This window comes from Kitasatospora sp. NPDC088160, assembly GCF_044741445.1.
GTDB lineage: Bacteria > Actinomycetota > Actinomycetes > Streptomycetales > Streptomycetaceae > Kitasatospora.
On sequence record NZ_JBIUSS010000002.1, the window covers coordinates 31,651 to 53,024 of the forward strand.

The 21,374-nt window shown below is 73.1% G+C and carries 17 protein-coding genes and 1 tRNA gene; 13 read left to right on the forward strand and 5 right to left on the reverse strand.

The window, feature by feature from the left end; all coding sequences use genetic code 11:
* Window positions 1–71 precede the first annotated feature (71 nt).
* Both ACIOGZ_RS02575 and ACIOGZ_RS02580 read right to left on the reverse strand, forming a co-directional pair.
* Window positions 72–1,619 carry a mucoidy inhibitor MuiA family protein gene (locus tag ACIOGZ_RS02575; RefSeq protein WP_400984526.1) on the reverse strand — a complete coding sequence of 516 codons (1,548 nt, stop codon included), beginning with the start codon at window positions 1,617–1,619 and terminating at the stop codon, window positions 72–74.
* Between the two features lie 3 nt (window positions 1,620–1,622).
* Window positions 1,623–3,989 (reverse strand): DUF4139 domain-containing protein, encoded by a 2,367-nt coding sequence (locus tag ACIOGZ_RS02580; RefSeq protein ID WP_400984529.1) that lies wholly within the window; start codon window positions 3,987–3,989, stop codon window positions 1,623–1,625.
* 405 nt (window positions 3,990–4,394) lie between these two features.
* Between ACIOGZ_RS02580 and ACIOGZ_RS02585 the strand changes: the two genes are divergently transcribed.
* The 4 genes from ACIOGZ_RS02585 to der all read left to right on the forward strand — a co-directional run bounded on the left by ACIOGZ_RS02585 (window position 4,395) and on the right by der (window position 9,270).
* Window positions 4,395–5,480, forward strand: a complete 1,086-nt coding sequence (locus ACIOGZ_RS02585; RefSeq protein ID WP_363624126.1) for a prephenate dehydrogenase — start codon at window positions 4,395–4,397, stop codon at window positions 5,478–5,480.
* A 79-nt stretch (window positions 5,481–5,559) separates the two neighbouring features.
* Window positions 5,560–6,654, forward strand: coding sequence for a DUF4419 domain-containing protein (locus ACIOGZ_RS02590; RefSeq protein ID WP_400811472.1), 1,095 nt, complete (start codon window positions 5,560–5,562; stop codon window positions 6,652–6,654).
* Between the two features lie 189 nt (window positions 6,655–6,843).
* The gene (cmk, locus tag ACIOGZ_RS02595) at window positions 6,844–7,557 is read left to right on the forward strand and encodes a (d)CMP kinase (protein WP_363629139.1); all 714 of its coding nucleotides are present in this window, start codon (window positions 6,844–6,846) and stop codon (window positions 7,555–7,557) included.
* 258 nt (window positions 7,558–7,815) lie between these two features.
* Complete coding sequence (der, locus tag ACIOGZ_RS02600) at window positions 7,816–9,270, forward strand: ribosome biogenesis GTPase Der (RefSeq protein ID WP_363587005.1); 1,455 nt, start codon at window positions 7,816–7,818, stop codon at window positions 9,268–9,270.
* 149 nt (window positions 9,271–9,419) lie between these two features.
* On the opposite strand, the gene ACIOGZ_RS02605 is transcribed toward der, so the two are convergent.
* The gene (locus ACIOGZ_RS02605) at window positions 9,420–10,175 is read right to left on the reverse strand and encodes a hypothetical protein (protein WP_363587006.1); all 756 of its coding nucleotides are present in this window, start codon (window positions 10,173–10,175) and stop codon (window positions 9,420–9,422) included.
* Window positions 10,176–10,398: 223 nt separating this feature from the next.
* On the reverse strand, window positions 10,399–11,232 hold the full coding sequence (locus tag ACIOGZ_RS02610; protein ID WP_363587031.1) for a hypothetical protein: 834 nt from the start codon (window positions 11,230–11,232) through the stop codon (window positions 10,399–10,401).
* A 606-nt stretch (window positions 11,233–11,838) separates the two neighbouring features.
* Between ACIOGZ_RS02610 and ACIOGZ_RS02615 the strand changes: the two genes are divergently transcribed.
* The 9 genes from ACIOGZ_RS02615 to ACIOGZ_RS02655 all read left to right on the forward strand — a co-directional run bounded on the left by ACIOGZ_RS02615 (window position 11,839) and on the right by ACIOGZ_RS02655 (window position 19,906).
* Window positions 11,839–12,648, forward strand: coding sequence for a transglycosylase family protein (locus ACIOGZ_RS02615; RefSeq protein ID WP_400984533.1), 810 nt, complete (start codon window positions 11,839–11,841; stop codon window positions 12,646–12,648).
* 340 nt (window positions 12,649–12,988) lie between these two features.
* Window positions 12,989–13,429: a transglycosylase family protein gene (locus tag ACIOGZ_RS02620; protein ID WP_363629135.1), complete on the forward strand. Its 441-nt coding sequence runs from the start codon at window positions 12,989–12,991 to the stop codon at window positions 13,427–13,429.
* Between the two features lie 106 nt (window positions 13,430–13,535).
* The gene (locus tag ACIOGZ_RS02625; RefSeq protein ID WP_363629158.1) at window positions 13,536–14,234 is read left to right on the forward strand and encodes an alpha-ketoglutarate-dependent dioxygenase AlkB; all 699 of its coding nucleotides are present in this window, start codon (window positions 13,536–13,538) and stop codon (window positions 14,232–14,234) included.
* 235 nt (window positions 14,235–14,469) lie between these two features.
* A complete protein-coding gene (locus ACIOGZ_RS02630; protein ID WP_363587009.1) occupies window positions 14,470–15,336 on the forward strand; it encodes an acyl-CoA thioesterase II in 867 nt (288 codons plus the stop codon).
* 275 nt (window positions 15,337–15,611) lie between these two features.
* Window positions 15,612–16,403 (forward strand): DUF1684 domain-containing protein, encoded by a 792-nt coding sequence (locus tag ACIOGZ_RS02635; protein WP_363587010.1) that lies wholly within the window; start codon window positions 15,612–15,614, stop codon window positions 16,401–16,403.
* A gap of 62 nt (window positions 16,404–16,465) precedes the next feature.
* The gene (locus ACIOGZ_RS02640) at window positions 16,466–17,875 is read left to right on the forward strand and encodes an MFS transporter (RefSeq protein WP_400811480.1); all 1,410 of its coding nucleotides are present in this window, start codon (window positions 16,466–16,468) and stop codon (window positions 17,873–17,875) included.
* A 156-nt stretch (window positions 17,876–18,031) separates the two neighbouring features.
* Window positions 18,032–18,105: transfer RNA gene (locus tag ACIOGZ_RS02645), tRNA-Pro, on the forward strand.
* Window positions 18,106–19,113: 1,008 nt separating this feature from the next.
* Entirely contained in the window at window positions 19,114–19,437 is a 324-nt protein-coding gene (locus ACIOGZ_RS02650; protein ID WP_400473423.1) for a hypothetical protein, read from the forward strand.
* A gap of 214 nt (window positions 19,438–19,651) precedes the next feature.
* On the forward strand, window positions 19,652–19,906 hold the full coding sequence (locus ACIOGZ_RS02655; RefSeq protein WP_400473424.1) for a hypothetical protein: 255 nt from the start codon (window positions 19,652–19,654) through the stop codon (window positions 19,904–19,906).
* 131 nt (window positions 19,907–20,037) lie between these two features.
* On the opposite strand, the gene ACIOGZ_RS02660 is transcribed toward ACIOGZ_RS02655, so the two are convergent.
* Window positions 20,038–21,249, reverse strand: coding sequence for a hypothetical protein (locus ACIOGZ_RS02660; RefSeq protein WP_400473425.1), 1,212 nt, complete (start codon window positions 21,247–21,249; stop codon window positions 20,038–20,040).
* Window positions 21,250–21,374: the final 125 nt, after the last annotated feature.

Consider the following 21,374-nt stretch of genomic DNA (forward strand, 5'->3'; position numbering starts at 1 on the left):
TCTACCCGGTTTGGTCCTGAGCGGTCGTCACGAGCGGACCGGTGTTCAGACGGCGGCGGAGGCCGGGCTCCTCAGAGTCCGGCGACCTTGGCGGTGGCGGAGACCTCGTAGACCAGCGTGACCGTCCGACGGGCGCCGGGCCCGAGCGGGACGTCCCAGCGGAGGATGCCCTCGGCGTCGAAGGCGTCCGGCGACGGGGAGCACTCCTCCTTGCGCAGCCGCACCTCCACCGCCGACACCTCGGAGACCGGCACCCGCTCGCGGACCGCGACGACCTGCTCGTCCCGCTCCTCCGGGCCGGAGAAGCGGGAGAGGTGCAGCCGCACCGTTCGGGTGGTCGTCTGGCGGCCGGTGAGCCCGGCGGTGGCCTGGCGTTCCTCGGCCTCGCGGACCACCCGGTAGCCGTCCGAACTGCCGAACGCCAGCTCGGCGTCGGCCCCGGCGGCGGTGAAGCCCAGCTCGCCTCGGCCGGTGAAGCCGCTGCCGCGGACCAGTTCGACCGGACCCGCCAGCAGCGGGTGCCCGGCCGTGTTGCGGAACCGGACCACCTGGGTCACCAGCGGGGACAGCTCCGGCGCGCACGCGTACTCGCTGCTCGCCTGCCCGGTGAAGGCGCCGAGCGGCACCCGGTGTGCCCGGCCGTCGGAGGGCACGGTGGCCGGAGCGGGCGCGGGCAGCACCCGGACCTCCCCGCCGTCGTCCACCCCCGGTACCCCGGCGGCCGGGCCGAGCGCGCTGATCGCCTCCTCGCGCAGCTCCACCTCGACCGTGCGGCGCTCCTCCGCGGTGCGCTCGCGCAGCATCAGGACGTCCTCGGCGACGGCGGGCGGGTCGGTGGCGAGGGCCGAGCGGGCGGTGGAGAAGGTGAGCCGGACACCGGTCCAGTCCTCGCCGGTGCGCTGCCAGACCACCGCCTCCGACTCCAGCCGCAGGCTTCCGCCGTCCAGGGTGGCCCGGTACGAGGGGCGCCAGAGGGCGCACGGCACCAGATGGGTGACGGCCAGCCCGCTCGGGCCGGGCTGCGCCGCCTCGACGGTGAGCTCCAGGTGGGCGACCAGTTCGGCCGGTTCCTCCTCGGCCTGGTCGAGGGTGAGCAGGGCCTGCGAGCGCTCCTGGTCCAGGCGGCGCAGCCGGGAGTGGGTGGTCCGCAGCTCCTCGCCGTGGCGCTCGCGTTCGGCGTCCACCCGGTCCAGTTCGCGGGACCAGCGGGTGCGTTCGAGCTCGCCGATCCCGGCGCCCTCGCCGATCTCGCGCAGCAGGTCGGCGGAGAGCTGGGCGAGCAGCGCCAGCCGGGCCTCCAGGCGGGCGCGGGTCTGGTCGGCGAGGCGGCTCGCGGTCTCCAGCTCGTGCAGCCGGTGGCGCAGCCGGGAGTCCTCCGGGCCGGGCGGCAGCGGGGCGCGTGGGATCCAGTCGCGGACGATCCGGGCGTCCAGCACGCGGGTGCCGGGGGCGATGGTCTCGGCGCGCAGGGTGCGGTCGACGGCGAGCGCGGTGAGCGGGCCCAGTCGCAGCCGCTGGACGCCTGCGGCGAGGTTGACGGTGGTGGTGCGTTCGACCTGGCTGCGGTCCTCCAGGCAGGTGACGGCGGTGACGGGGAGGGGGATGGTCGTTCCGGTCATCGTTCAGTTCCTCCGGTTTCCACCGACGATGGCCTTTCCGGCCGGGATCTTGATCTGGTAGCCGCCGTCCAGCTCGGTGCGGCCGCCGGGCGGCAGCTCGACCCGCCAGAGCCGGGTGCTGGGCGGGCAGTCCGGCGTGGAGACCGCCGGGGCCTGCCAGTCGGCCCGCTCCTCGATCCGGATCTCGGCGTCGGAGGTGACCGGCACGCGCTCGCGGACCTCCACGGTGACGGTGCGGCCGAGCCGGTTCGCCAGCTGGACGCGCACCCGGTGGTCGAGCACGGTACTGCTGCTCAGCATGCCCGCGGTGGACTCGTGCAGCTCGGTGCGGCGCGCCACCTCGATGCTCTCGGTGACCCCGATGCCCAGGCTCCGCAGCCCGCCCGGGGCGAGGGTGGGCAGGGCGGCGGTGAGCAGGAACTCGTCGTCGACGGTGACCTCGACCGGGCCGGCCAGCACGGCGCGGTCGGTCCGGTTGGCGAGCACCAGGGTGGCGTACACCTTCTCTTCGACGGCGGGGACGGTGACGTACTCCGGGCGGACGGACACCGGGATCTCGTCGATCGTGACGGTGTGCCAGGTGCCGTCGGACGGGATGTCGGCGGGGGCGGCGGAGTCGAAGCGGTGATCGAAGGAGCCCGCCGACTCGCGGGGCGGGACGGCGTGCCGGGGGAGTGCCAGATGGCGGACCCGCTCGCCGCCGGTGTCACCCGGGGGCATCGCCGCCGGCCCGTAGTGGTCGGCCTGCTCGGCCTGGGGGCGCAGGGTGCCGCGGTGGGCGGCGGGTGCGTCGGGGCCGGCCAGGACGAGGCCGGGGTAGTCGAGCAGGGAGGCGTCCGGGGCGAAGCCGGTGCCGGGGGCCTCGGTGCCGCCGCCGCTTCGGCGGGAGCGGCGGGCGAGCGGGTGCAGGTCCGGCGGGGGCGCGCCGCCCGGTGCCACGGGGGCGGGCGGCGGCGCGGGGGCCTGGGGCATCGAAACCTGGGGCATCGAGGCTTGGTGCATCGAGGCTTGCGGCAGGGGGGCTTGGGGCATCGGGGCGGCGGCGGGTGCACCGCCGTATCCGGCGAAGCCGCTCGGGGCGGGCGGGGGCTCCGGTGCGGGTTCGTCGATGTCCAGGGTGCCGCCGCGCCCGGCGGGGGCGGCCAGCCGGGCGGCGTCGGCCACGAGGCCGGCGTCGGCGGGCCGGGCGCCCCCGAGGCGGTTGAGCCGGGCGGCGGATCCGTACGGGCCGGGGGCCGAGACGGCGAGCGGGGCCTTGCGGCGCGGGGCCGGGCGGGCTCCGGCTCCGGCGTCGTCGTAGCCGGTGAAGAGGTCGGCCAGGCCGGCCGGGGGCTCGCGCCAGCCGGACGGCGGCGGGGCGGGCTGGCTGCGGCCGATCCGCAGCGAGCGGAGCCGGGGCAGGTCGGTGCGGCGGTCGAGGTCGGCGGTGGAGAGGGCGAGCCGGACGCCGGTCCAGTCCTCTCCGGTCTGCTGGGCGACGGAGGCGCGCAGGACGAGTCGGCCGGTGTCGGCGCCCTGGCGGTAGGAGAGGCGGTAGGCGGGCGCCCAGCGGGCGGCCGGGACGCCGTACTCCAGCTCGATGTCGAGCCGGGCGGGGGGCTTCTCGGGGGCTGGGGCGACGGGTTCCCCGGCGGATTCCGGGGCGGATTCCATGATGGGTTCCGGGGCGGGCTGTGCGGAGAGCGCCGAGGCCTGCGCGGTGGTGAGGGTGAGCAGGACGGTGGCGGCGGTCCCGACCGGGTGGGCGGGGCCGGCCGTGGATGCGCGGTCCAGCCGGTCGGCGGCCAATTCGCGCTCGTGGTCCGCGAGTTCGACTTCCTTGGTGAGCTCCTCGGCGCGTCGCTGGAGCCGGGTCAGGCGCTCGTCGACGAAGTCGGCCAGCTCCAGCCAGGCGTCGGCGGGCGTCCGCCGCAGCGGTTCCTCGGGCCGCCGCTGCGGTGGTACGGCGCGCAGGGCGGAGGTCTCGGCGATCGCGGTCAGGACCAGTCGGCGGCGCTCGGTGAGTGCGCCCTGGCGCTCCATGGCCTCGTCCAACTCGCGGCGGAGCCGGGGGAGTTCGGTCGGCTCGTGGAACTCGGCGAGCAGCTCCAGCCGGGCCTCGGTGACCGCCGTCCCGCTCGGGCCGTCGAGCACCCGGGCGCGCAGCGAGCGGCCGTCCAGGGAGGAGGGCAGACCGGTCAGCCGCAGCCGGCCGTCGGCCGGGAGCGGGACGCTGGCCCGGCGGCGGCACACCGCGCCCTCGGCGTAGACCACGACGGAGTCCAGGACCGACGGGTGGGCGGGGACGGCGGGGGGTTTCGGGGGCCCGGCCTCGCCGACGTGTCGGGCCTCGCCGTTCTGCTGATCGTCGCCGCTGTGCTGATCGTCCATGCGCAATCCCTTCGTTCGCGTGCCGTGTTCCGCGTGTCGCCCGCGCCGTGCCCGGGCGGCCAGTCTGCCCCGCTTCGGTGCGGGCGTCGCCGGATTTCGCGGGGTGCGGCGTGTGTGCCCGTTGGCGGGTCTGGCGGTCTGGCGGTCTGGCGGTCTGGCGGCCTGGCGCGTTCGCGGTCCTGTGGTGCCCGCCGTGTCCGGCGTGCCTCCGCATGGTGTGGGACGGGGGCGGGGCCGCCGTGGTTGCCCAGCGGGTGGGCGGTGGGGGCGTGGGTGGGGCGGATGCGAGAGGATGGGGCGCGGGTGTTCCCGGCCGGTGCCGGGGCGCCGACCGGACCGAGAACCGGCGAGGTCGGGCAGCCCGGAACGCGAAGCCCGAGAATTCGAGAAGGAGCGCGACCCGCCATGCGCACTGCCGTCGTCGTCGGTACCGGACTGATCGGCACCTCCGCCGCGCTCGCCCTGGCCGGCCGCGGGCTGACCGTCCATCTGGAGGACGCCGACCCGGACGCCGCCCGGACCGCCGCCTCGCTCGGCGCCGGCATCACCGAGCCGGCCGACGGCCCGGTCGACCTGGCGATCATCGCCGTGCCGCCCGCCCTGGTCGGCAAGGTGCTCGCCGACTGCCAGCGCCGCAACCTGGCCCGCTGGTACACCGACGTCGCCAGCGTCAAGGCCGGCCCGCGCATCGAGGTCGCCGCGCTCGGCTGCGACACCGTCCACTACATCGGCAGCCACCCGATGGCCGGCCGCGAGCGCTCCGGCCCGCTGGCCGCCCGCGCCGACCTGTTCGAGGGCCGCCCCTGGGTGCTCACCCCCACCGACGACACCGACACCGAGACGCTCAACGCCGCCCTGGAACTGGTCGCGCTCTGCGGTGCGATGCCGATCGTGATGGACGCGACCGCGCACGACCGGGCCGTCGCCCTGGTCTCGCACGCCCCGCAGCTGGTGTCCTCGCTGGTCGCCGCCCGGCTGGAGCACGCCGACGAGACCGCCATAAGGCTCTCCGGGCAGGGTGTCCGGGACGTCACCAGGATCGCCGCCTCCAACCCCGGCATGTGGGTCGACATCCTCTCCGCCAACGCCGGCGCGGTCGCCGACATCCTGGAGGAGGTCGCCTCCGACCTCGGGGAGACCGTCACCGCGCTGCGCGCCCTGGACGCCCCCGAGGAGGGCGAGCGCCGGGCGGGCGCGGCCGGGATCGAGGCGGTCATGCGGCGCGGCAACACCGGCCAGGCCCGCATCCCCGGCAAGCACGGCGCGCCGCCCACCCGGTACGAGACGGTGGCCGTGGTGCTCGGTGACCAGCCCGGCGAGCTGGGCCGGCTGTTCGGCGAGGTCGGCGCGGCCGGGGTCAACATCGAGGACGTCGTCATCGAGCACTCGACCGGCCAGCAGGTGGGCTTCGTCCAGCTGTCGGTGGCGCCCGGGGCGGTCAAGCCGCTCACGGTGGCGCTGCGGGCGAGCGGGTGGAGCGTCCGGGACTGATCGGGCTGCGGGGGCCGGTCGGCTTCTGGGACTTCGGTTGAGCGGTTCGGTCGAGCGGTTCGGTTGAGGGGGAGCAGGGATGATCATCGAGTTGCCGCTGGGCGAGACCCGGCACGGGTCCTACGGCCGGCCGGTGGACCTGGGGAACGAACGGTTCCTGCGGGCGGTGGTGGGTGGGGACTTCCGGATCCACCACCGCAGCGTCGAAGCGCTGGTCGAACTGCCCCGGCCGACGCCGCCGGACCCGGAGTCCACCGAGCCGGAGCCGACCTGCAGCCTGCTGGTGCGGGCGGTCCACGCCGCCTTCGCGGAGCACCTGCCGCTCAGCCTGTCGCCGGACGTGCTCTGGTACGCGGTGGTGCACGAGGTGGCCGTGCACGCGCGGATGTACGCGCCGAGGTACCGGGCGCTGTTCGGCGGTGCCGAGGGACGCCGGGAAGCGATCGTGGTCCGCGACGACGCCCTGGCGGCGCCCGGCCCGGACTGGTCGCGGTCGGTCCGGCTGGTGCGGGAGCCGCTGGCGGCGGCGGTCGGGGCCGAGCTGGTGGAGCTGTTCCAGCCGGCGTTCTCGACGACCACGCCCGACGACGCCTCCTCCGCGCTGGTGGCGCTGATGGACGTGGTCAGCCCCTACTACGCCTTCCGCTGGGAGACCCGCTGTGGCATCCCGCGGATCCGGCTGGAGGGCACGGTCGAGGACTGGGCGCTGCTGGTGGCGCGGGTCGCCGGGCTGGCGGAGCGCTTCGACTGGCTGGCGCCGTGGTTCGCCGAACTGCGCCCGGTGCTCGACGAGATCGCGGCGACCGCGGCGGGCGGGACGGTCGACGACGAGTTCTGGCGCTCGCTCTTCAAGTGGCGGTCGATGTCCGGCGGCCCACGGGTGACCGGCTGGCTCACCGCCTTCCTCGCGCACACCCAGACCCCCGACGGGCCCCGGCTGCGCCAGTCCTTCGGCTGGCGGGAGGCGGACGCCAACCCGTACCACCGGGACTCCTTCGCGGTGAACGACTTCCCCTCGCACGTCTCCAAGGTGCCGTTCGTCTGGGACCACCTCGGCCGCGAGATCCCGATGGCCTTCACCGCCGGCATCCTCGGCATCGAGTGGGACGGGGAGTACCTGCGGCCCCGGCTGGGCAACGCCGTCCTGCGGATCCTGGGCCCCGACCAGGGCTGATACCGGGGCCGATATCGGCGCTGATACCGGGGCTGTACCGGAGCCAAGGGGGGCCGGCAGGGGGCTGGCACTGGGCTGATCGGGTGGCGGAGTGGGTAGGGCGGCGGTCCATTAACCTTGAGGGAGACAACCCCCTGCCGTCTGCCTCCCCAGGCCCCGGCTTTCACGCCCAGAGAGAGGTTCGGCCCCGTGGACACTGCCGACCGAGCGCACGCCCCGGTCGTCGTCGCGATCGACGGACCCTCCGGTTCGGGCAAGTCGACCGTCTCGCGGGCGGTGGCGGCCCAGCTGGGCCTGAGCTTCCTGGACACCGGAGCCATGTACCGGGCGATGACCTGGTGGATGCTGGCCAACGACGTCGCCGTGGCCGACCCGGAGGCGGTGGCCGTCGCGTGCGGCAAGCCGGTGATCGTGTCGGGCACGGACGCGGACGGTCCCACCATCACGGTGGACGGCCAGGACGTCTCCGGACCGATCCGCGGCCCCGAGGTGACGGCGCAGGTCAGCGCCGTCTCCGCGGTGCCGGCGGTGCGCTCCCGGCTGGTGGAGCTGCAGCGCGGCTGCGCCGAGGTCGCCGAGCGCGGCATCGTCGCCGAGGGCCGGGACATGGGGACGGTGGTGTTCCCGAACGCCACCGTCAAGGTGTTCCTGACCGCCTCCGAGCAGGCCCGGGCCGAGCGCCGGGCGGCCGAGCTGCGCGCCAAGGGCGTCGACGAGGCGACCATCACCGCGATGGCCGCCGACCTCGCCCGCCGGGACGCCGCGGACTCCTCCCGGAAGACGGCCCCGCTGGCCCAGGCCGCGGACGCCGTCCTGGTGGACACCAGCGAGCTCACCCTGGAGCAGGTGATCGACCGGATCGCCGCGCTGGTGGAGGAGCGGGCCGGGATGTCGTCGGTCTGAGAGGACGGACAGGCCTGAAGGGACGGACCGGTCTGAAGGACGGACCGGTCTGGACGGCCACAATGGTCTGAACGGCAGGAACGGCAGGAACGGCAGGAACGGTCTGAACGGCCGGAACAACCGGAATGGCCGGAACGGCCGAATGAGCTGCGGTGCCGCCGAGGTGCCGCGGAGAAAACCATCGCGCTGCCCCGAGCGGGGCAGGTACGCACGGCGCGCCCCTGGGAAGGGCCGCGCCGGGAAACGGAACAGACGAACATGACCGCAGAGCACTCCGACACCGGCCACGGTGGACTGGACGCCGCCGACTACGCCGAGTTCATGGCCATCGCCGCCGAGGAAGGCTTCGACGTCGACGGCGTGGACGGCTTCGACGGCGCCGAGCACGTACCGCTGCCGGTGCTGGCCGTCGTCGGCCGCCCGAACGTCGGCAAGTCGACCCTGGTGAACCGCATCATCGGCCGCCGTGAGGCCGTCGTCGAGGACAAGCCGGGCGTCACCCGCGACCGGGTCACCTACGAGGCCAGCTGGAACGGCCGCCGCTTCAAGGTCGTCGACACCGGCGGCTGGGAGATCGACGTCCTCGGCATCGACGCGATGGTGGCCGCGCAGGCCGAGCTCGGCATCGAGCAGGCCGACGCGGTGCTGTTCGTGGTCGACGCCACCGTCGGCGCCACCGACACCGACGAAGCCCTGATCAAGCTCATCCGCCGGGCCGGCAAGCCGACCGTGCTGTGCGCCAACAAGGTCGACGGCCCGTCCACCGAGGCCGAGGCCGCCTACCTGTGGTCGCTGGGCCTGGGCGAGCCGTACCCCGTCTCCGCGCTGCACGGCCGAGGCTCGGGCGACCTGCTCGACGCCGTCATGGACGCGCTGCCCGAGGCCCCGCCGCAGACCTTCGGCGACGCCGCCCCCGGCGGCCCGCGCCGCATCGCGCTGATCGGCCGCCCGAACGTGGGCAAGTCCAGCCTGCTGAACAAGGTCGCCGGCGAGGAGCGGGTGGTCGTCAACGAGCTGGCCGGCACCACCCGTGACCCGGTCGACGAGATGATCGAACTCGCCGGCAAGACCTGGAAGTTCGTCGACACCGCCGGCATCCGCCGTCGCGTCCACCTGACCGCCGGCGCCGACTTCTACGCCTCGCTGCGGACCTCCGCCGCGCTGGAGAAGGCCGAGGTCGCGGTCGTCCTGGTCGACGCCAGCGAGACCCTCGCCGAGCAGGACACCCGGATCATCTCGATGGCCGTCGAGGCCGGGCGCGCCGTCGTCATCGCCTACAACAAGTGGGACCAGATGGACGAGGAGCGCCGCTTCTACCTGGAGCGCGAGATCGAGCGCGACCTCGTCCAGGTGCAGTGGGCCCCCCGGGTCAACGTCTCGGCCAAGACCGGCCGGCACATGGAGAAGCTCGTCCCGGCGATCGAGACCGCGTTGGAAGGCTGGGAGACCCGCATCCCGACCGCGCGGCTGAACGCCTTCCTCGGCGAGCTGGTGGCCGCCCACCCGCACCCGATCCGCGGTGGCAAGCAGCCGCGCGTCCTGTTCGGCACCCAGGCGGGCATCCGTCCGCCGCGGTTCGTGCTGTTCGCCTCGGGCTTCCTGGAGGCCGGCTACCGGCGCTTCATCGAGCGCCGGCTGCGTGAGGAGTTCGGCTTCGTCGGGACGCCGATCTCGATCTCGGTGCGGGTCCGGGAGAAGCGCAAGAGGAAGTAGGACGTCGTGATCCACCGGCAGTAGTCGGTGGGTGCCGGCAGCAGGTGTGGGCGAGGGCCCCGTCACGGTGGTGGCGGGGCCCTCGTCGCGTGTACGGGGTCGTGCGGGCGCTGTGCGGGCGCCGTGGGGGTGGTGCGCAGGCGGGCGGTTCAGTGGTGGTCGCCGTTGCGGCCCGGGGGGAGGGAGAGCATCTGGCGGTGGCGGCCGCCGGTGGGCGCGGCGGTGGCGACGCCGGTGGCGGTGCCCATGGCCGGGGCGGGGGCCGGGGGCGGCGCGGGCATCGCGTGCGGGATCGGGCCGAGGTAGCCGGCGGCCACCCAGCCCTGGCCGTTGGTGAACTGGGGCGGCGGGGGCGGGGTGTGCTGAGGGGCGGTGGCCGCCGGGGCGGCCTGGCCGAAGCCGTCGCTGGTCGGGGCGGCGGGCTCGGCGTGGGGGTGCGGCTGAGGGGCGCTGTGGCCGGTGTGGCCCATCGCGCCGTGATGGGTGTGGCCGGTGGCGTTGTGGTGGGTGTGGCTCGTGGCGCCGTGGCCGGAGTGCCCGGTGACGCCGTGGTTGGCGGCGTGCCCTGCGGAGTGGCCGTGCTGCTGGCTCGGCATGTACTGCGGCAGGCCGGGCGCCTGTCCCCCGTAGCTGTGGAAGGCCTGGTGCTGGGGCGGGTACGGGCGCGGTTCGCCGAGCACCGGGTAACCGTCGCGGACCGCGAAGCCGGTGAACTTCAGGTCCTCCTCGCCCGAGCGGTCGCCCGGGAGCGCGCGGAACAGCCGCCGGTACTCGGAGTACAGCTCGTCGTAGATCGGCGTCGTCGAGTGCGGGTGCTCCGCGTCGTACGACGGGCGCATGCCGGGGATCGAGCGGGGGGCGGTGGTGGACCGGCCGGGGGACGCGGAGACGTCGTAGCTGTACACACAGGGGCCAACGAGTGAGGGGGCACAGGGATGCGGGGTTGCCGGGGCCCGGCCGGAAGGCGGCTTGTGCCGAGGGGGAGGCCGCCTTCCGGCGGGTGCGGAGCCCGGGCGTGGAGCCCGGGTGCCGGCGGGTTGGGGCGCGGCTGGGGCTGGGGCTGGGTGCTGCTGGGGCGGGGGCGCGGCTGGGTCGGGCGCGCGCTGCTGGGGCTGGGTGCCGAGGGGCTCAGGTGCCGGCGAGGGGGAGGGAGGCGGCGACCACCTGGCCCAGTGCCACCGCCCGTTCCAGCGCCTGGCGGAGCAGGTCCTCGCGCGGCTGACGGCCCACCATCCCGGCCGGGACGGCGTACATGGTGACCTCGGAGAGCTGGCTCGCGGCCATCCGCCAGGCGTCGGTGACCTGGAGCGGCTGGTGCGCCTGCCACCAGCCGGTGCTGCCGCCGGCGGCAGCGGGCTGCAGGATCGCGTGCAGCTTGCCCATCGCCACCAGGACCGACCAGCCGCCCAGTTGGTCCGGGGTCTCGTCGAGGTCGGTGATGGCCTGGAAGCCGGCGTCCTGGAGCAGGTCGAGGAACTCGTCCTCGCCCGAGGTGCTGCCGGGGCGTCCGACCGGGCCGGTCGGCTCGACGACCAGCGAGGCGTGCCCGACCTTGCCGTGCAGCACCAGCCCGCAGGTGATGCCGAGGATGGCGGCCTGGCCCGGCGCGCTGGGCTGGGGGGTGGGGGCGGTCGCCGGGGTCGGCGCGGGAATGGGCACCAGCGGGTGCGCGGGCGCGGCCGGGGCGCCGGTCTGGGCCTGGCTGATGCTGCGGACGGCGCCGACCAGTTGCTCCTCGGCCACCGGCACCACCTGGGACGGGATGCAGCGGGCGTGGGCGAAGGCGAGTACGGCGGTCTCCTCGCCGACGAACAGGACGGTGCTGGTGGGCTCCGCGTGGGTGTCGCCGGAGGTGCGGCAGGAGGTGCATTCGTAGCTGTCGGGTGCGCGGTCGCCGCCGAGGAGGCGGTCCGCCTCGTCGTCGCCGATCTCGGACCGGACCTCGTCGCTGACGTCGAGCATGCGCGGCACGGGTTCTCCTCTTGGTGGGTGCGGTTGGCGGTCGGGGGGCGGGTACGGGGAGGTCGCCATGACCAACGGGCCCTTGTGTCAGGCGTCACGGGTGGTCGACGAGGCTGACGGGAATTGCCTCTGATCCGACCGCGCCGCGTGTTCTCGTGGTCGCAATGTGTCGATGTCGGTGGCAGGCCTGCCGGAATGAAACCGTGAGGTGAGTCACGCCGCCGTGATGTTTGATCTACGAATCGACGGCTAAAACGGGCATTTCGGGCAAGATTGTGCGGTCATTACCGCCGGTAACCCTTGGCTGAGCTGGGCAGACCGGTGGAGTTTTGGTTTCCCCGCCGACCGGCTCGTAGCTTCATTGGCGGCGCAACGAGCGCCACCCGGGTTCACCCCCGACGCACCGCCCCTCCGGCTTCCCGCCGGATGCGGCAGGTGCCCGCCGACGCGATCGCTCGAACAGGTCGCCGGTGAGCGGCTGGGTGGCCGGGGCGGCAAGCGGCACGTCCGACACGTGCACGGTCGCCCGATGGACGCGGCAAGTGAACGCGGCCCTCTCCAGGGCCTGGTTCCGCATGCCCGCCCGGGGCTTTCGAGAGGAACCCCATGACCTTCCGTCACGAGACCGCCGCTGCCACCACCTCCACGGCCACCAAGCGCAACCGCGTCCGGATGGCTGTCGTGGCGGGCGCCGCTGTCGCGGCCCTGCCGGTGGCCGGCCTCGTCACGGCCACCTCGGCCTCCGCCGCCTCCGTCTCCACCTGGGACTCCGTCGCCCAGTGCGAGAGCGGCGGCAACTGGGCCATCAACACCGGCAACGGTTTCTACGGCGGACTGCAGTTCACCTCCAGCACCTGGGCCGCCTTCGGCGGCACCGCCTACGCCTCGCAGGCCAACCAGGCCACCAAGGCGCAGCAGATCGCCGTCGCCGAGAAGGTCCTCGCCTCGCAGGGCCCGGGCGCCTGGCCCGTGTGCTCCGTCAAGGCCGGCCTGACCAAGGGCGGCGCCCCGGCGGCCGTCGACACCTCGGCCGGTTCGACCGCCGGTTCGACCGCCGCCAAGCCGGCTGCCCCGGCCGCCAAGCCGGCGCAGGCCCAGGCCCCGAAGGCCGCCGCTGCCCCGAAGGCCGATGTCGCGCCGAAGGCCGCCGCCCCGAAGGCCGCCGCTGCGCCGAAGGCTGACGTCGCGCCGAAGGCCGCGCCGAAGAACGACGCCGCCAAGGGCGCCAAGGGCTGGACCGGCTCGAACGACGCCAAGCCGGCCAAGGGCGACAGCTACACCGTCAAGTCCGGTGACACCCTGAGCTCGATCGCCGCCGCGCAGGGCCTGGACTGGCACGACCTGTACAAGAACAACGCCAAGGTCATCGGTGGCAACCCCGACCTGATCCTCCCGGGCCAGACCCTGAGCGTCTGATCAGTTGAGCCTCTGAGCCTCTGAGCCTCTGAGTAGCTGAGTGTTTGAGCAGCTGAGCGATTGACACCGACTCTCCGGGGTCTGCCGCCTGATGTCGGCTGTCCGACGTCCCCGGCCTGAGCTCGGTTCAGCGGGCCTCCCGGCCCCGGCGCTGTGCTGACACCACGGCCGCTTCTCCGCTGTGCGGGGGAGCGGCCGTCGGCGTTTCCGGTGCTTCTGGCGTCTCTGGTGTTTCTGGCGCGTTCGGCGCGTTCGGAGTGTCGTTGGGGAGGGTCGTGCGGCGACCAGCCTAGGGTCGGCTGCTGTGCTGCCTCCGTGTGACGAGCGTATGTGCCGGGTCGTGCTTCGGCTGGGCGTCGCCGTGGTGCTGCTGGCGGGGTCGGCGGCGATCCCCTGGGAGCGGGCCGGTGCGGCGGTCCGGGTCGCGGACGTCGTGTGGGACGGCCTCGCCGAGTGCGAGAGCGGCGGCGACTGGCAGGCCGACACCGGCAACGGCTACTACGGCGGCCTGCAGATCTGGCCGCCCACCTGGGAGGTCGCCGGAGGCTTGCGCTTCGCCGACCGGCCGGACCACGCGAGCCGCCGGGAGCAGACGACGGTCGGCGAGGAGATCCTCCGACGGCAGGGCTGGGAGGCGTGGCCGGACTGCGCGCGGGAGCTGGGGCTGATCGGTGGATCGCCGGCCCCCGGCGGCAGCCCGACTCCCGGTAGCGGTCCGGGCCCCGGCGGCAGCCCGACCCCCGGTGGCGGTCCGGGCTCCCGAGACCGGCCGGGTCTCTGAGGCTGGCCGAGTTTGTGAGGCCGACAGGGTTTCTGAGGCCGGCCGGGCTTCGGCCGTGGCGGTGCGGGAGGATGGTGGGGTGATCCAGGGCGAACTGTTCGGTGACCTGCCCGGTGCCGTCCCGGGCGGCCGGTCGGGGTCCGCTGCCGCGCGCGGGCGCGCCGAGCCCGCCCCCGGTGCCGTCCTCCTCCCCGGCTGGCTGGACGCCGATGCCCAGCTGCGCCTGGTCGCCGCCTGCCGGGAGTGGGCCCGCCCACCGGCCGGCCTGCACGCCGTGCGGATGCCCACCGGCGGAATGATGTCCGTACGGATGGTCAGCCTCGGATGGCACTGGTATCCGTACGGTTATCGGAGGGACGCGGAGGACGGCACGCCCGTCAAGCCGTTCCCGCCCGAACTCGACCGCCTCGCCCGCCGGGCCGTCGCCGACGCCTACGGGACGGACGCCCGGCAGATCGCCGGCGCCGCGTCGTACGAACCCGACATCGCGATCGTCAACCACTACCCGCACGGCGCGAAGATGGGCCTCCACCAGGACCGCGACGAGCGGACCGACGCGCCCGTGGTCTCGCTCTCACTCGGCGACGCCTGCGTGTTCCGGCTCGGGAACACCGAGACCCGGACCCGCCCGTGGACCGACCTGGAGCTGCGCAGCGGGGACCTGCTGGTGTTCGGCGGCCCGGCCCGGTTCGCTTACCACGGCGTGGTGCGCACGCTGCCCGGCACGGCGGATCCGGCGCTGGGTCTGGTCGGCCGACTCAACATCACCGTGCGGCAGTCGGGGCTGGCGGCGGGGGAGGCCTGAGTCCGGGTGGGCGTTCGTTCGTCCGTCCGCCTGGCGGCCGCTCGTCCGCTCTCCCCCTACTGCTCGCTCGCCGCTCGCTTACTCGTTCGAGTGAATCGGCTCCTTCGGCCCGGTGGGCGGGAATGACCCCGGTCGCCGGAGAATTCGAGTGGGTTGGAGAATTCGATCAGGACGGGCACCGGAGCCGGGCGGAAGACCTCCGCCGGGGCCGTGGGCCTGGAGAGGAAGCGCACGCATGGGTACCCCCGTCGACGACCTTGTCGACCTGCTCGACCTGGAGCAGATCGAACTGAACATCTTCCGCGGGCGCAGCCCCGAGGAGGCGCTGCAGCGGACGTTCGGCGGCCAGGTCGCCGGGCAGGCGCTGGTCGCGGCCGGGCGCACGGTGGACGGCGACCGTCCGGTCCACTCGCTGCACGCCTACTTCCTGCGCCCCGGGGTGCCCGGCGTGCCGATCGTCTACCAGGTCGACCGGATCCGCGACGGCCGCTCCTTCACCACGCGCCGGGTGCTCGCCATCCAGGGCGGTCGGTCGATCTTCGCCCTCACCGCCGACTTCCACCGCCCCGAAGAGGGCGGCATCGAGCACCAGCACCCCATACCGGACGTCCCCGCGCCCGAGGACCTGCCCAGCGCTCTGGAGGAGGTCGGCTCCCGACTCGGCGAACTCCCCCCGTTCATCAGCCGCCGCCAGCCCTTCGACATCCGCTACGTCGACCGGCTGCGCTGGACGAAGGAGGAGCTGGCCGGGGTCGAGGCGCGCAGCGGCGTCTGGCTGCGGACGGACGGCCCGCTGCCGGACGACCCGCTGATCCACGTCTGTGCCCTCACCTACGCCAGCGACATGACGCTGCTCGACGCCGTCCGCGCCCCCGTCGAGCCGCTCTGGGGCACCCGGCATTTCGACATGGCCTCGCTGGACCACGCGATGTGGTTCCACCGCCCGTTCCGTACGGACGACTGGCTGCTGTACCAGCAGGAGTCCCCGATCGCCCACGGCGCGCGCGGCCTCGCGCGCGGGCAGATCTTCGACCGGAGCGGGCGGCTGGTGGTGTCGGTGGTGCAGGAGGGGCTGTTCCGGCCGCTGGGCGCCGGCAGCTGACGGGGCGGGCGCGTGGGTGCGTCGGCGGCCGGGTGCCGGGTGCCGGGTGCCGGGTGCCGGGTGCCGGGCGTCGGCCGAGCGGGACGGCCTTCGTCCTGGCGGGCGTCGTGTCCGGGGTGTTGCCGTCGTGACGCCGTGTTGCCGTCCGGTGGCCGCCCTGTGGCGGTTCCGGCAGGCGGGAATGATCCGTCCGGGTGCGCGGCGTTGTGGTGGGTGACCGAGTTGGACGGCCCGAACGGCGGGCCGTCCGAGGACCGCAGTGGGAGGGTGTACCGATGACGGCGACGGCCGCGGAGGACTGGAAGCACTGGAGTGACGGCCGGGCGGCGTCGGTGAGCGCGCCACACGGCCAGCTCGCACTCACCGGCACGCACTGGTTGGAGCCCGAACCCGCCGAGATCGTCGGCCTGCCCGGGCGCTGGTGGGCCGACGCCGAGGGCGTCCGGGTCCGGGCGGCGGCCGCGGACGGCATCACCGTCGGCGGCGCCGACGGCCCGGTCGACGGCGAGGCGCTGCTCCGCCCCGACACCGATCCGGCCGCCGACACCGCCACCCTCGGCGACGTCCTGCTCGTCCCGATCGAGCGCGAGGGCGAGCTCGCCCTGCGGGTCTTCGACCCGGCCGCGCCGCGCCGGACGGCCTTCGCGGGCATCTCCGCCTACCCGTACTCGCCGGAGTGGGCCGTCCCCGCCGTCTTCACCCCGTTCGAGCAGGACGGCGCCCAGTCCGTGCTCGTCCCCAACGCGGACGGCAAGGAGCGTCCGCTCGCCGTCACCGGACAGATCGCCTTCACCGTCGCCGGCGAGCACCGCGAGCTGACCGTCAGCCGCTCCGGCGACCGCCTCACCGGCGTCATCGCGGACGCGACCAGCGGCATCGACACCTACCGGTTCCGCTTCATCACCCTCCCCGCCCCGGACGCGGACGGCCGCACCGTCCTCGACCTCAACCGGGCCTACCTGCCGCCGTGCGCCTTCGCGGACCACTTCATCTGCCCGTTCCCGCCGCCGGGCAACCGGCTCGACTTCGCGGTGGAGGCAGGGGAGAAGCAGGTCCTGACCAGGTAGGACGGGCCGCTGCCCGGCCCCGGTGCGGGGAGCGGGGAGGCCGGGGCGGACCATGGAGGGTTGTGTCGACCAATCATCCTGCCAATCCCGCCCCGGCGTCCGATCCCGCCCCGACGCCTGCCCCTGCCCCGGCGCCCACCCCTGCCCCGGCGTCCGATGCCGCCCCGGCCACCGCCGCTGTTCCGGCGGAGGAGTCACCCTCCGACGCCTCCTCTCCGCCGGCCGGAACCGAGGCCCTCCCCTGGTACCGGCGGGCCTTCGCCGACCTCAGCCCACTGCGCGACCACCCCGACTACCGCCGGGTCTGGTTCGGGCAGGCGGTCTCCTCCATAGGCCAGCAGATGACGGCCGTCGCCGTCTCCGTCCAGGTCTACGACGAGACCGGCTCCGCCTTCGCGACCGGCCTGGTCGGCCTCTTCTCCTTCTTCCCGCTCGTCGCCTTCGGCCTCTACGGCGGCGCGATCGCCGACACCGTCGACCGGCGCAAGCTCGGCCTGATCGGTTCGGCCGGGCTCGCCGCCGTCTCCGCCGTCCTCGCCGTGCAGGCACTGGCGGGCCTCGGCCAGGTCGCCGTCCTCTACGCCGCCGTCGCCGCCCAGGCCGGCTTCTTCGCCCTCAGCTCGCCCGCCCGCTCCGCGATGATCCCCCGGCTGGTCCCCAGCCACCAGCTTCCCGCGGCGAACGCGCTGAACACCGTCAGCATGAACCTCGGCCTCACCGTCGGACCCATGATCGGCGGCGTCCTCATCGGCGCCTACGGAACCCAGGCCGCCTACCTGGTCGACACCGTCGCCTTCGCCGGCACCCTCTACGCGATGTGGCGCCTGCCCGCCATGCGCCCGCTCGGCGACCGCAAGGGCCGCGCCTCCGTCCTCGACGGCCTCCGCTTCCTGCGCGAGCAGCCCAACCTGCGCACCAGCTTCCTCGCCGACCTGGCCGCGATGATCTTCGGCATGCCGCGCGCCCTCTTCCCCGCCATCGCGGTCACCTTCTACGGCGGCGACGCCCGCACCGTCGGCCTCCTGGTCGCCGCCCCCGCCGTCGGTGCCCTCACCGGCGCCCTCTTCTCCGGCTGGGTCGGCCGCATCCACCGCCAGGGCGCCGCCGTCCTCGTCGCCGTCGCCGCCTGGGGCCTCGCCATCGCGGCCTTCGGCGCCCTCCACAACCTCTGGCTCGGCCTCCTCCTGCTCGCGGTCGCCGGCTGCGCCGACACCGTCAGCATGATCTTCCGCAACACGATGATGCAGGTCGCCGCCCCCGACGAGATGCGCGGCCGCCTCCAGGGCATCTTCATCGTCGTCGTCGCCGGCGGCCCCCGCCTCGGCGACTTCGAGTCCGGCGCCGTCGCCGCCCTCACCAACCCCGCCACCTCGGTGATCACCGGCGGCCTCGCCTGCGTCGCCGCCGTCGTCCTCCTCGCCGCCCGCCGCCCCGCCTTCCTCACCTACGACGCCCGCCACCCCACCCCCTGACCCACCCCGACCCGCCCCTGACCCACCCACCCCCAACCCGGCAGCGAGCACCCCTCCACGTGCTGTATTGTTTTCCACGTCACCGGGACAACCGGAGACAAGGTCGAGAAGCCCACAGCAGAGCCCCCCAGGCCCCGCTACCGGGCACCGAGACCACGGGACGTGGCGCAGCTTGGTAGCGCACTTGACTGGGGGTCAAGGGGTCGCAGGTTCAAATCCTGTCGTCCCGACGTGAGTCGGAAAGGCCGTTGGCCGGGTTAACGCCCAGGTCAGCGGCCTTTTGCGTGACGGACCGTCAGGGACCAACGGAATTGGTTCGCATACTGTTTGGGACCATTTTGGGACCGGAGGGGCCTGGAGGCCCTTCTGGCGGGTGCGGCTGAGCCTGAAATGCCCGATTCCCTGACTACTCTAAGCGACCGTTACCGAGTTGTAATAGTCGATTTTCGGTCACAATCATGGCGGAAGTCAGGCTTGCGTGGCGGAAGTTGGCCACGCCTGATTGCCGCTCAGGTGGCGTGTTTGTGCCTGGATCGACACAGTCCCCCTCCGCCCGACTATCGCGGGCGCTCCCAGTGGCACGCGGCGTACAGGGGACTGGTGGCTCTCTGTGATGATCTCTTCAACGGACCAGGCGCCGAAGGCGGGGTGGCCGTGGAAGTTGTCGGTAGGCTCGCGGGGGTCTGAGGAGGTGTCAGTGCGACGGTCCAGTGAGGTAACGAGGTACCGGTACTGGTCGGAACGGCAGATCCGCGCCCTTGGACGGGACAATGGCCTGCGCCTGGGGGCCGCGTGGCAGGTTTCCACCGCGAGTACCCCCTCCTCCTTATTCGGAATCTCGCTTCCCGCAGTCGGCCTGCAGCACGCCGAAGGCCGCGAACGGAGTCGGAAGCGCGTGGCCGACCGGCTCGTGCGGGCACTGCGAGATCAGATCGCCGTCACCTACGACGAGCCGCGGGTGCTGCTCGCCAGCGGGCTGGGCAGGGTCGCGTTCTCGGCCTTCACGGACGGGCCCGCCCGGGAGAAGGGTGTCGTGCTCCATGCTCGTACCGAGAGCAGCTCTGGCCGGAGGGTCGACCTGTGCTTGTTCGGCAGCGGACAACACAGTCGACTTCCGGGCCGGCGAGGCGATCGAGGGAAGCTCCTCGTCCGCCTGGTCCGCTGTCGCTGAACTCCTCGAAAGCCGAGGTACCCGGAACACCTCGCAGTGGGACGAGCCAGGACTCGCCATCGAGGCATTGAAGATCGCGCTCGGAGACAGAGGTCGAACCCAGGGCGGCTCGCCGGAAGAACCGTGGACACGCCCGTGGGCGCTCGGCCATGCCACCGACGTCGAATGGCTCGCGGTGATCTACAGCGACGTCACGCTCGACCCCGAGCGGTGGGACTTCAACGGCACCAACCTTGAAGGCACCCAGCGGATCATCGTCGGGGCCCCGCTGTGGGTGCGTACGGCCGGCCCGCAAGTAGTGGTCCGGTACGCCGACCTACGCCAACCGCAGGCCCCTCGGCTGGCTTGGTGGCGCCGTCCATCGACTGGGCTTCGCCAGAGCAGCCGATGACCGCTTACGCGCGGGCGCCTTTCTGGGCAGGCTCGAACCCTGAGCGAGGATGACCGCAGGCCAGCTCGCCGTGAAGTACCTTCTCTGAACTACAGCCCGTGACCGGCTTGCAACTCATCAACCCGGCGCTCTACGATCCGACTTGCAGCGCGCCTGATACGCTGCCGGCTTTTTGAGTCGAGCCTCAAAAAAAAGACTCCGCTAGTCTGCTAGCGTGGTGAGCTTTTTCTCACTGCTGGCGACTGCAGACGGAGCTGACACCGCCATCTGGCGGATTGAGGCTGGCTGTTCGTTGAGCACTGTTCTGCTCAAGCACGCGCTTGTTGGGCTGAAGTTCCTCCCTGTCCTGCTAGTGGTCGCGCTCTCCGCTCCGGCATGGCTGACCTGGCCTTTCCTTTCAGAGCAGCGCCAGCATGTGGTGCTCGACATGGTGAAGGCGTTGGCTGACTGGAGCCGCAACACCCGTTGATCGCTGCGGGCCCGCCCTGTTGATGTGGGCGGGCCCGCAGCCGTCAACTTCGATGACTGGTCAGGTCATTCGGGGTCATCAGGCCGCACCACCCTTTCCGTCGTCGGCCGCGCGCTAACCCTGGCCACTGCCTACCAGTTCGCTGCAGGGCCCAGCTGCGCGAGCAAAGTATCGACTGGCAACTCTGTCTCCCCGGTGCCGAGTGCAGTAACTGGCATGGCGATGTCGGTGCCCGAGGTGAGCCGGTCGGCGATCAGCTGCGGGACGAGCAGGGCCACCGTCCCGGCTGGCCAGTTCGTGGCCACCTGGTACGTGGCGAGAACCCCCGCTTCCCACTGGCTCAGCGGGTCCTGGGAGCGGCCGAGGGAGCTGTCGAACGACGTTGGCAGTACCGACACGGCGAGGAGTCGCCGGGGCCTTGCCTTTTGCGTGGCGGTAACAGCGCGGGCTTGCGCGCACCAGGACGTGAGCAGCTCGTCGAGCGCAGCGTATGCCTCGTCGCGGCCCTTGCGGCGGCGGCCGAAGGCGTAGTGCAGAACCAGCGACGCGGAGGGACGGTTGTCCTCGAGTGCCAGCCATGAGCGGGCCGTGTCCTCGGCCCAGTCAGCCCAGGCCCTTCGCAGCACTGCCTCGGTTTGGTTCCCGAGACCGGCGAAGCCTTCCTGCGTCGAGAGGTCGCGAGGCTGCTCAAGTCGGGTAACAGCTGCGGAATCGAGTAGGGCGTCGGGTGGTAGCAGCGCGGCGAAGGCGCACCGCTCGGATTCGATCACGGCGGCGAGATCGCCGAGGGTTGGCTCCGCCCATGTTGCGAGCCAAGGATGGGCTGCCGCGGCGGAGTTGCTCTCCAGCATGAAGTTGTGGAGGTGGCGCCAGTGTCCGTGGTGACGCTCGCGGATGAAACGGGCGAGGGCGTACCGGTCCGATTCCGCTTGGTCGCGCCCGTCGCGTTTGGGGTAGTTGCCTTGGGCGAGCACTGCAGCGGCGTCAGCTTCGTCGGAGGGGGCGAAGTCCACGTCCGGCGAAGGATCAGGGCCGGAATGCGCCGTCGCTCTCAGTACGTCCCGGACCGAGCTCGTGAACTTAACCAGCGGATCATCGGAAGGCATCGGCCAAAAGCAGGTGCCGCACAACCGCTCCGCCACCTCGCCCAGTTTCACCGTTGTCGCTTCGACGGTTCGGGAGGAACGGAGCAATCCGCACGTCTGCTCCCCGTGGAGCTTCCCGTTCCGGGAAGAAGAAGTCGTGAAGCAGCTCAGAGGGATGCTCGACAAGGGGCCGAGAGGCACGTCGGCGCTGAGGACGCGGCCGAGGTCCAGGCGGTAGGTGCGCGGGTCGGGGGACATGGCTGCAGGCTAGCGAACGGCGTCCACGGTGGAGCGCCAGCTTCTGGGGCACCCGGCTGGCATTCTCCGGTCTGATCGTTCTCTGCGCTCGAGTCGCCGATCACCGGTTGAGTCTGAGATTCATC